Raw genomic sequence first — 10259 nt, forward strand, 5'->3', positions numbered from 1 at the left:
TCTTGTTTTAAATCTTTGTCAAGGAGCCTATTATAGTAACTACAAGCACTTGAGCTTATTGATTTCGTTAAATTTTTCTAGGTGCGAAAGTTGAGATACTAATTTTGAATTTTACTCCATAGAAATCAGCACGGATAAAACTACAGGCGGTATAAGTAATGCTGATGGCTCCAACATACAAAAAGGCGACACACTCAGCAAGGAGTACATTGATCAAGAAGACCTTGACTTAGAAGGCGAAGCTACATTCGAATTTGCATTGATAGGTAAAAAGAAAAATAGAATACCATTAAAAAAAATCACACTTGAATTAACACCAAATAAAGAATACTTCTTTGAAGTCATTGACGATTCAATAAAGGGAGCTGATCTAAAAAGGATAAAGGAAGCTTCATTATAACAAACACAGGATAACCATTATGTCAGACCTATTGGCCTTAAACAATGGACTCACTTCGGGAAACGATGGTGTCGATTTTTCCACACTTATTAACCAATTGGAAAAGGGTGATTTTTAAACCCTTTTCCACGATAAAATCAAAGTACGGCATTATACTAGTTCTTCCCACCACCTACATCTCGGAGCCTTGCCTCCCAGCGGGACAGGTGCTCCTATTTTTGGTGTTGTTAAAGAGCTTGATTTGCTTCTTTGGTGACACTTCTAATCGGTTCATCCCAATGAAAGGCTAAGTTAAACATCCTCCAATGAACAGGGAGAGTTAATACGGCATGCAAATCTTTTGCTACCTGAATCACCTCTTTCGGGAACATGTGTATATTCTTCCATCGTTTATCATATTGCCCGCATTCTAAGATGGCCAAGTCAATTTTGCCAAAACTTGTCCCTATTTCTGTAAAATGCTTTCCATAGCCACTATCACCGCTAAAATAGATGGAATACGATTTACTTTTGATGAGCCACAAGGCAGTATCTGATCCTTCATAACTAAACCATAAAATCAGTGATGGGGTTATATTTTGGGGATTTGAGGAGGACGGTAGAATACTCGGCGTTATGGGGATGCAGGATAAAGGAGCTGTTTCCTTAATCAGACATGCCTATGTTAAAACGAATCAGCGCAACAAAGGGATAGGCTCCAAGCTTCTGTCTCACTTGTTGAAAGCAACAGATAAACCGGTTTTAATTGGAACTTGGGAAGCTGCTGAATGAGCTGTCACATTTTACAGAAAACATGAATTCAAACTTGTTCCTTCAGATCAAAAGAATAAGTTACTAAAAAAATATTGGAATGTACCAGAAAGACAAATGGAAACCTCTGTTGTTTTAAGCAATCACTAAGCATTTTGGCAATAGTGAGACAAACTGCCATTGTCGGCAGGGAATTTAAAACCAGTTCTATTAACAGAGACCATTCTTATTGCAGCTGCCAAACCAATTAATTACTAAATCAAGCCCCGTATCTATCAGCCTTGAAAGAGTATCCGCCGGTTCTACTTGCGGATACGATCCTTAAGATACAGTGCATTAGAACCCTTTTTGTATATTATCAATACTTATCCAAGGATTTTTAAACAGTTCACATGGATTATGTTTACAATATATTTACATCTATTATATCATTTGAAATTATCCTTTTTTCATCAATCATAATATACTGATCTAAATAGTTTATCGTGTCCACATAACCTTTTACGATTTTTATGCTGCCTGAATGGAAATATTTTACCTCTACACATAAATTGTCTTTTTGCGCTAAAACCAAACGAAAATTAAATTCCTGAAATTGTTGTTCGTCAAGAATTGGTTTTTGCTGTAGTGACACTTCCTTTCTCAATTCTTTAAGTTCAACTACATGTTCTGGCAGCATCATTGATGACCATTTCTTGGTACCTCTATCGTTTACACCCACTCGACTATCCCTCCCGCCCACTCAAAGAACATTTGTTCTATTCATTTTATGATATCACTATCGCGGCCTTTTTAAAACAAGGAAAAATTACCATTGATAAATAAATTTTTGAGGCATAACATAAGAACAAGAGTTCTATTTTGAAAGGTGATGGCGATAATGAATTATTCAAAATATCCACGACATGACGTTTTATGTATAGATATACGTTCATTTTATGCTAGTGTGGAAGCAGTCATGCGAGGACTTGATCCCATGACAGCGCTGCTTGCTGTCGTGGGTGATCCAAACAGATCAGGCAGTGTGGTATTAGCTGCCTCTCCCGCCCTTAAGAAAAAATATGGCTTAAAAAATGTTAGCCGTTTCTTTGAAATTCCTAAAGACAAAGATATCGTGATTGCACCTGCTCGCATGAAATCCTATTTAGATGTATCAGTCGAAATAACAAGAATGATATACTCTATTGTTCCACCTGAAGCTGTACATGTTTATTCGATCGATGAACTATGGGTTACACTAAATGGAACAAGAAAATTATATGGTTCTCCGTTACAAGCTGCCCATATGATACAGGATAGGATATTAGAGCAATTCGGACTTACATCAGCTATAGGCTTGGGTGATAATAAATTTCTCGCTAAAGTGGTCATGGACATCCACGCTAAACAGTCACCTACTGGGATTGTTGAATGCCGATATGAAGATGTTAAAAGGCTTTTATGGCCAACACCCATAGAAAAAATTTGGGGTATCGGAACGAAAATGGAAAAAAAGCTGCATAGATTAGGTATTTTCAAATTAGGTGAATTAGCTAACTATCCTTTGGAAAAATTAAAATATATTTATGGCGTTATGGGTGAACAACTTTATTGGCATGCTTGGGGTATTGATCTTAGTCCTGTCATAGGAGACTTTGTGGTACAGGAACGAAAAGGGTATAGTAATGGAATCACTCTTTTGAGGGATTATGAAGGGCATGAGATTAGCACAGTTTTATTGGATTTATGTGATGAAACATGCAAACGAGCAAGAAAAGACGGTAAAGCAGGGAGAACCATCCATCTATCTATAGGATATTCTATTGACATGGTTGGTGGTGGGGGTTTTAGCCGGTCGATGTCTATCGATGCAGCAACTAACTCTACAATGAAAGTACACGAGATCTGTATGACTCTCTTTAATAAATTTTATGACGGATTCAGTCCAGTCAGACGAGTTTCAGTATCTTTATCCAAAATAGACGATTATTATGGTCAGCAACTATCCCTATTTGATAAAAAAGATAATACGACTCTTGAGCGAGTCATGGACGACATTAAAGATAAATACGGGCCAGCTGCCATTTTGCGTGCCTCAAGTTATACAAAGTCTGGAATCACTCTTGAACGCAGCAAAAAAATTGGTGGTCATTTTGCATGAGCCTGCTTCATTGCAGGCTCGAACCCTATGGAAAGGCCTTCATAATACGATTCTATATCGAAATCCTTCGCTGACTATTTAAATAGAGATGTCTGTTCAAATGCTGAATAGGTGCCTCCTCACAATAAGGTGAATGAATCACCTCTACCAGGCATTCTACTCTCTTACCATTTTTAATACCTTATCCAATTGCTGATTATGCCCCACTTCAAAGTATTCTGTAAAAGGACACCCTATTTCGCGTACTCGTTCTATTACATTCCCGATTGTAAATGCAGCAGGAGTCAAGTCTTCATTCACTTCATGCCAATACAGTGGAGTTGAAACCGTCCCCTCTTTTGTCATTCGTGGTGAGTAAGGAGCAATCAAAGTTTTGTCTTGACCGTGCTGAACATAGTCAATATATAAACGCCCTTTTCTATTTTTCTTTAATCGCTCTGTAGTAAATAGATCAGGATAAGCATGTTCCAACGTCCAAGCGATCGCTTGTGTAAATACTGCTGTTTCATCATATGTCATACTTCCCTCAGGGATTGGAATATGGATCTGCAAACCTTTATTTCCCGATGTCTTCACAAAAGAAATTAGATTCAAATCGTCTAATAAAGGCTTAATCATTTGTGCAGCTTGAATAGCTAAATCAAACCTTTCTCTGTCAGGTGGATCTAAATCAAATATAATTTCAATTGGATATTCGCTTTTTATTCTTTGAAAAGGGATATGGTATTCGATAGAGCCGTGATTCGCTAACCATACTAAACTTTTCAATTGATTGCATATAATTAAGCCATTATTAGATGCAGATGATAAATAATCCGGTGTATAATCTGGAAGGTTTTTCTGAAAAAATGATTCTTTATCAATTCCATCCGGACAACGAATAGTAGTTAATGCTCTTGTTTTTAAAAAGGGCAACATCCAAGGAGAAATTTCTCTAATATAAACTAACAAATCCTTTTTTGTAAATACATTAGGCCATAGAAATTTTTCTGTGTTCGAAACTTCAATTGGAAGCTGAGCCATGTCCAGTTGCAATTTATCCAATGTACAGACGGTATATGAAGTATTGGGATTAATGCTTTTGAAATAAGGCTCCCTTAACTCTCCACTATATAAATCTAATGTATAGATTGTACTGGTTATTGCCGGCGGCAGGTGATAACTACCACCTATTAATTCCCCTTGCTCTTTAAATAGTTGTTTCACTGTCTCCATTGATTCTTTTTGCAACCCATGCTTGCATGTTCCTATACTTATTAATTTATCGTCATCTAATACATTAACAGCAAAATAACCATTACTTGGATTGTACGTTGTTAAAATTCCCTGGATCACTCTCCAATTTTTTATTTTAAACCAGTCATAGTGGTTTTTCCCCTTTTGATAAGTGCTATCCTTTCGCTTGGCAATAATTCCTTCACCCTTAGATGCTGAAACAACCTTTTGTATTTCTTCCATAGATGTAAATGTTTCTACACATTTTAAAACTGCATTATCGGAAACAGGTTGCAAGGTTTGGTGAAGTATTTTTTTCCGTAAAGTTAACTTGTCCTGAAGCAACTTGTCCCCTCTTATTTCCGTTATATCAAACACCATTAATTTTGCCGGTCTTTGATTAGCTTGTTTTTCAATCCGTTCCATACTTTTCATTCGGCCACGCATCTGTATTTTAGGAAAATTCGCTTGATAGTGATGGTTTAAGATAACCAGCTCACCATCAAGTTTTAAAGGCAGCTTGTTTTTGAAATGATTATAATTTTCCTTACACCAATTGATAATCTCCGGAAATTTACTTGAAATATGTCCATTTTTACTTATCAACATAATATTTTTATCGGTCCAGCTTAATTCACAACGGAAACCGTCATACTTCACCTCATACAGCCATTCATCACCTTCTGGTATGTCAGACCTTTCTATCGGTTTCATCCAATCCATCTACATCACCTCTATGATAGGGTTCCTCATATCTCTGTATAAAAAACATACAAATTCGCAAAATAAAATATAAAAGGAGGTACGGAAAAATGCACACAATGTGGAAAGGTACAATCAGTTTCGGATTAGTCAACATACCTGTAAAGATGCACGCAGCTACGGAAAATAAAGACATTAAACTGCGGCAGCTGCATAAGAAATGTAAAACACCAATTAAGTATGAAAAGACTTGTCCAAATTGTGAAGAAGAAGTTAAAAATGAGGATATTGTAAAGGCCTATGAATATGCAAGCAACAAGTTTGTAGTTCTGGATGATGAGGAATTAGAAGCTCTCAAAAAGGAACAGGAAGACAAAGCTGTAGAAATTATTGATTTTGTTCAGTTAGAGGAAATCGACCCGATCTATTTTGAGAAAAGCTATTACTTATCCCCCAACGAAGGCGGTACAAAAGCATACGCTCTATTGCGAGAGGCTTTAACGGATACTGGTAAGATTGGCATTGCAAAGATGATGATTCGCTCTAAAGAGCAACTTGCCATCATCAGGGTATACAAAGATGCTATAGTGGTAGAAACAATACATTATCCCGATGAAGTGAGAGCTGTCGGAGACGTGCCAAATGTACCGAGTCAAGAATCGGTTAACGCAAAAGAATTGGATACTGCTAAGCTTTTGATTGACCAACTTACAACTGAGTTTGAGCCAGAGAAATATAAGGACGACTACAGAACCGCACTTATGGAATTTATAGAAGCCAAGAAAAATAATGAGGAAATCGAAATTGGCGGAGAGCCTAAATCGAAGCCAGACAATGTGGTTAACCTTATGGATGCACTGCAGGAATCGTTGAATCGAGCTAAAAGTGAAAAACCAAAAACAACGAAGCCAAAGAAGAAAACCACCACAAAAAAGAAAGCGACTACTACCAAGACAGGTGCAAAGAAGAAAAAGGCTACTTCGTAAAGTAAACTAGCCCACATATTATCAAAATGTGAAATAAGACAAGCCCTCACCACTAAACGAGGGCCTTTTACATATCTATAGCAAACATCAATATATAATTACATCATCCCTTTTATGTATAAAAAAAAGACGCCCTTAAAGGACGCCAAGGGTTTCTCATTTGAGAAACTTCGACTTAAGTATATTTTACTAGATATTTATTACTAAGTCAATTGGATAAATCAGTTTGAATTTGACGGCCATTTCATGCTTAGGCTAAATTCAATATACTACCCTCTGTTGTTTTTAAACGAATAGGATTTCGCCTTAACTATTCTTGATAGTGTCTATTGTCCCTATAATTGGAGATTTTCTCACGTTTTTTGGCTGGTTGCGTATAGCTTAGTTAACAGTTGAACTTAATTTACTGACTTTAGGCTCAGCTCCTAAGTGCATTTTATTAAGCAACTGCGTGTTTTGGCTTGTCGTTCCTTTATAGCTAGATATGCCAAATTTTAAGATATGAATTCAATTAATTACCATTGATAATCTTCTCTCTATCTGCATATAATAAGAACAAACGTTCCTTGCGTAAGGAGTGAACAATATGCGATATATATCTGATGAAGAATATAAAATAGCCAGCCGGTATTTGTTTTTGTCGATGGCCATAAAGACGCTGCAAGGCGATTTAACGAAGATTCGTAATAATCATATATTTCGTATCAACGATCCCTACATTCGATTGTTAGAATCAGCTATAGAGATGGCAAAGGAAGAACGGCAGTTTTTAATAGTCACCATGAGGGATCATGGGTTGAAAGTAGAGCGTTCCGGTCAAAGGCGAGATTTTACTGTCTATACTTATTTCGTAAACAATAAAGAAGAAAAGCGCAGTTATTATAATCCTGCGATTAGAAGGAAAGTATTGACGATTATAGAAGATTTGTTTCAATCTATGGATTCAAAGGATAGAAAGGTTAATTAACTGTAACAGACAGCTATTAAATGTTAGGGCTTGACTATATTTGCGCCCCCAGAAAGCCGAATACCAGACCAGCTTTGTTATAAAAATCTAAATCCTTTCATTAATGCTATTGATTATCTAAGATAAGATGTGTATATTATAAACAAAAAATTTCAGGGTGGAATAATCATGATTAAAATTCTATAAATGCTGATACATGAACGATTTTATTTAAGGACAAAATGCACATAAATGCATAGTAACATCTGTTATATCAGTTGGATAAAACTTGTGTTGGCTAACAACGATATACAACCAAATGGTTACATTAATACTATTTCATCAAATATCAATCGCCGGATGGATAATATTTAAAATAACCCCCCCTCCAATTGATAGGTATTACTGAACATATGGCAGTGGTCAGCAATTTGAGAGGGCAAATTGAAGAAATAGAGGAAAGATTTTAGACAAAATCAAGCCCCTCACCTAGTGAATGAGGGGCTTATTACATATCTATAGTAAGAACTATTTTCATTATCATACTATTCATCAGACTTATCTAGTGCGTCCTTGATATCACCTTTTTTATCTTTTACAACACCTTTAGCTTTGTCAACTTTTCCTTCTGCTTGCATTTTCTTGTCATCTGTTATTTTACCTAGTGCCTCTTTTGCTTCGCCTTTTATTTTGTCTCCCGCACCTTTAATTTTATCTTTAAATCCATCACTCATTTTTATACACCTCCTAGAAATATTTTCATCAATTGTTTACCCTGTCGAGCATAATGTATAAACATAAAAATATAAGCAGGAGCATTATAAAAGGTTCTAATTTGTTACAATCCCCCTTTAAATAGCTATAATAATACTGCCATCAAGCTGCATTCTCATATCAGTTGTTTGAATTCAAAATGTAAAGCTATTACCATGACCAGGGAATATCCTTTTTTCATTCGTATTTCTGATCTGAGCCCAACTTTCTTCAACCTTTTTACTAGATGCAAAATACGTTTGGTTTACCAACGGCAAATCACCTGTGAAAATACCTAAACCTTTAATAACTATGCTTATAGAATCATCAGTGTGGCCAGGTGTATGAAGCATATATCCTGGCATGCCAAATCTCTCATAGAATGAGTTTTTGTCATTTTCGTTGAGTATATTTTTTGAATCTATGTTTATTTTTTTGTAATTAGAGTATTTTTTCATGGATTCATTTGCTGTTTCAAGAAAATCCAGTTGAGTTCTACTAATGATCATCTCAACGCCTAGAGATTGTACTTCTTGCGCAATTCCACAGTGATCAGGATGAAAATGCGTTACAATTAAATATTGAATATCTTTAAAGTGAATACCATATTTTTGTAATTGGTTTTTCATCATTCCAAACGTGCCAGGTAAGCCTACATCAATTAATAGGTATGTTTTTTGGTGATTTACCGCATAATAATTCGTTGATCCATATCCTATATTTACGACGTTCATTTTATCCTCCATTTATTATTTTTCAAATTTGTTTATAAAGAGATCCCCCACTACTTTTGCAATCGGATGGTATTTTTTATACGCCTGATATACATCATTTGCCCATTGTAATAGCATCATATTACATTTATTTTGTTTATGTCCAATTAAATCTGTAATGGTAAATTGTCCTCTTTCTAATGGAGAAAGGGCAGGAATCACTGCTTCAGGATGTGTTAATTTATATTTATCCAAAGTATTGGTTAATTGAGATGTTTTTGAGTAATCCCAATTTACATATTTTTCGAGAATTAAATATTGTCTTGTGAGATGGAAATTGTTGTTCCATGTTCCATGGACTTCTGAATGCTGCAAACAATGTGTATCAGCATAAATAAATTGGGATTGACTCGACAAATTAGCGAAATTTCCAGCATTGGAATTGAAAACTTCAAAACACTCAAAAACTCCACCCTTAGTATCAGAACCACAAAATTGGCATCGTCCGTAACGATCTAGCTTCACACCTTTTTTTTTCGCTTGTCGCTCAATGTTTTGCATAGAATCACCTTTCATAATTTATATAATTAAGGAATATATAGCCTAATAATCTCCAGGTGTTTTATCAGAATCTAATGTTTTTCAACATATTCTTGTAAAAAAATATTCATATAATACAATAAATTAATGATATGATCCCGTTGATACAGTTCATTCTCAAATTGTTCTAAACAAATTAGCAAATGCAAGATTTGTTCATTCATTTCTTCCAAATCTTTCATTAAATCAAATAAGGAAAGAGACTCCAAGTTTGTGTTTCCAATGTCTTTTAATCTTCGGTTTGAAATTTTCATAATAAATATTTTTACAAGAATGATTAAATCTAAATCAGTTAACATCCGTTTTCCATTATATTTCTTTATTGAAAGAAGACCGATTTGGTTATAATAGGAAATCGTTCTTTGGGTAATACCTGTTGCTCGTTCAAATTGACCAGTAGTTAAAATCATAAGCACCTCCTCTGAACACTATAAGAAAGAACGCCGTCCCATTAGTGTATTTCCAAAGTTAATTTGTTTAAATGTTAGTTCGAGTGTCTTTATTTCTTCCATTCAACTCAATTCGTTGTATGCTTTACTTGATCAATAACATCATAAAAAGCCTTTTTTTTATCTATCCCCATCGAAAGTGTAATAATATAGCCATCTGGGTCTTTTAATACAAGTTCACGAGTATTCCAAGGACGATCAATTGGACCTTCAACAACTACTGCATTAGCTTTACATGCCCTATCTGAAAATCTATCCACATCTTCTACATTAAAGTTAAGATTAATTCCTTTCCCAGTAGAATCTATTTCATTTTGATCTAAAACCAACATTATGTCCTGATACTTCTTACCTCGAATATGAGCCATTATAGTTTCCCCATTTTTCCCTGGCAATTCAAACACAGATTCAAAATTTAGTACATATTTGTACCATCTAAGAGAATTTTCTATACTGCTTACAGAAAGTTTTACAAAAAAAGGCATAGGATAAAATTCCATTTATGTTCTCTCCTCCCTCAATATACTTTCATTTTCTTAAAATATCGCTGTTTTTCTCTAATTTTCATTGATTAATATTAAAAACATTAGGTAAGTCAAGGAATA

The 10259-nt window shown here is 35.1% G+C and carries 12 protein-coding genes; 4 read left to right on the plus strand and 8 right to left on the minus strand.

Annotation, left to right across the window (positions count from 1 at the left end):
- Positions 1–627 precede the first annotated feature (627 nt).
- Entirely contained in the window at positions 628–924 is a 297-nt protein-coding gene (locus JOD18_RS23595; RefSeq protein ID WP_204671882.1) for an MBL fold metallo-hydrolase, read from the minus strand.
- A 34-nt stretch (positions 925–958) separates the two neighbouring features.
- Between JOD18_RS23595 and JOD18_RS24490 the strand changes: the two genes are divergently transcribed.
- The gene (locus JOD18_RS24490; RefSeq protein WP_338029609.1) at positions 959–1171 is read left to right on the plus strand and encodes a GNAT family N-acetyltransferase; all 213 of its coding nucleotides are present in this window, start codon (positions 959–961) and stop codon (positions 1169–1171) included.
- 382 nt (positions 1172–1553) lie between these two features.
- Here the strand turns inward: JOD18_RS24490 and JOD18_RS23605 are convergent, their stop codons facing one another.
- Entirely contained in the window at positions 1554–1871 is a 318-nt protein-coding gene (locus tag JOD18_RS23605) for a YolD-like family protein (protein WP_204671883.1), read from the minus strand.
- Positions 1872–2030: 159 nt separating this feature from the next.
- On the opposite strand from JOD18_RS23605, the gene JOD18_RS23610 reads away from it, so the two are divergent.
- The gene (locus tag JOD18_RS23610) at positions 2031–3290 is read left to right on the plus strand and encodes a Y-family DNA polymerase (RefSeq protein WP_204671884.1); all 1260 of its coding nucleotides are present in this window, start codon (positions 2031–2033) and stop codon (positions 3288–3290) included.
- 156 nt (positions 3291–3446) lie between these two features.
- Here JOD18_RS23610 and JOD18_RS23615 read toward each other — a convergent pair whose 3' ends face one another.
- A complete protein-coding gene (locus tag JOD18_RS23615; RefSeq protein ID WP_204671885.1) occupies positions 3447–5228 on the minus strand; it encodes a DNA ligase D in 1782 nt (593 codons plus the stop codon).
- 89 nt (positions 5229–5317) lie between these two features.
- Between JOD18_RS23615 and ku the strand changes: the two genes are divergently transcribed.
- Complete coding sequence (gene ku / locus JOD18_RS23620; RefSeq protein WP_204671887.1) at positions 5318–6193, plus strand: non-homologous end joining protein Ku; 876 nt, start codon at positions 5318–5320, stop codon at positions 6191–6193.
- A 586-nt stretch (positions 6194–6779) separates the two neighbouring features.
- Positions 6780–7160: a YhjD family protein gene (locus tag JOD18_RS23625; protein WP_204671889.1), complete on the plus strand. Its 381-nt coding sequence runs from the start codon at positions 6780–6782 to the stop codon at positions 7158–7160.
- A gap of 524 nt (positions 7161–7684) precedes the next feature.
- Here JOD18_RS23625 and JOD18_RS23630 read toward each other — a convergent pair.
- From JOD18_RS23630 to JOD18_RS23650, 5 genes are all read right to left on the minus strand, one after another.
- On the minus strand, positions 7685–7873 hold the full coding sequence (locus tag JOD18_RS23630; RefSeq protein ID WP_204671891.1) for a CsbD family protein: 189 nt from the start codon (positions 7871–7873) through the stop codon (positions 7685–7687).
- A gap of 174 nt (positions 7874–8047) precedes the next feature.
- The gene (locus tag JOD18_RS23635) at positions 8048–8626 is read right to left on the minus strand and encodes an MBL fold metallo-hydrolase (protein ID WP_204671892.1); all 579 of its coding nucleotides are present in this window, start codon (positions 8624–8626) and stop codon (positions 8048–8050) included.
- 15 nt (positions 8627–8641) lie between these two features.
- Positions 8642–9166 carry a DUF5946 family protein gene (locus JOD18_RS23640; protein ID WP_204671894.1) on the minus strand — a complete coding sequence of 175 codons (525 nt, stop codon included), beginning with the start codon at positions 9164–9166 and terminating at the stop codon, positions 8642–8644.
- Positions 9167–9237: 71 nt separating this feature from the next.
- Positions 9238–9615: a MerR family transcriptional regulator gene (locus JOD18_RS23645; RefSeq protein WP_204671895.1), complete on the minus strand. Its 378-nt coding sequence runs from the start codon at positions 9613–9615 to the stop codon at positions 9238–9240.
- Between the two features lie 107 nt (positions 9616–9722).
- Positions 9723–10154: a VOC family protein gene (locus JOD18_RS23650; protein WP_204671897.1), complete on the minus strand. Its 432-nt coding sequence runs from the start codon at positions 10152–10154 to the stop codon at positions 9723–9725.
- Positions 10155–10259 lie beyond the last annotated feature (105 nt).

It is taken from the genome of Gracilibacillus alcaliphilus (genome assembly GCF_016909015.1).
GTDB lineage: Bacteria > Bacillota > Bacilli > Bacillales > Amphibacillaceae > Gracilibacillus > Gracilibacillus alcaliphilus.

What these genes read in the sequence shown, in the direction of transcription:
- JOD18_RS23610 (WP_204671884.1), top strand. Translation starts at nt 2,031, where the DNA reads ATGAATTATTCAAAATATCCACGACATGACGTTTTATGTATAGATATA.
- JOD18_RS23615 (WP_204671885.1), bottom strand. Translation starts at nt 5,228, where the DNA reads ATGGATTGGATGAAACCGATAGAAAGGTCTGACATACCAGAAGGTGAT.
- ku (WP_204671887.1), top strand. Translation starts at nt 5,318, where the DNA reads ATGCACACAATGTGGAAAGGTACAATCAGTTTCGGATTAGTCAACATA.
- JOD18_RS23625 (WP_204671889.1), top strand. Translation starts at nt 6,780, where the DNA reads ATGCGATATATATCTGATGAAGAATATAAAATAGCCAGCCGGTATTTG.
- JOD18_RS23630 (WP_204671891.1), bottom strand. Translation starts at nt 7,873, where the DNA reads ATGAGTGATGGATTTAAAGATAAAATTAAAGGTGCGGGAGACAAAATA.
- JOD18_RS23635 (WP_204671892.1), bottom strand. Translation starts at nt 8,626, where the DNA reads ATGAACGTCGTAAATATAGGATATGGATCAACGAATTATTATGCGGTA.
- JOD18_RS23640 (WP_204671894.1), bottom strand. Translation starts at nt 9,166, where the DNA reads ATGCAAAACATTGAGCGACAAGCGAAAAAAAAAGGTGTGAAGCTAGAT.
- JOD18_RS23645 (WP_204671895.1), bottom strand. Translation starts at nt 9,615, where the DNA reads ATGATTTTAACTACTGGTCAATTTGAACGAGCAACAGGTATTACCCAA.
- JOD18_RS23650 (WP_204671897.1), bottom strand. Translation starts at nt 10,154, where the DNA reads ATGGAATTTTATCCTATGCCTTTTTTTGTAAAACTTTCTGTAAGCAGT.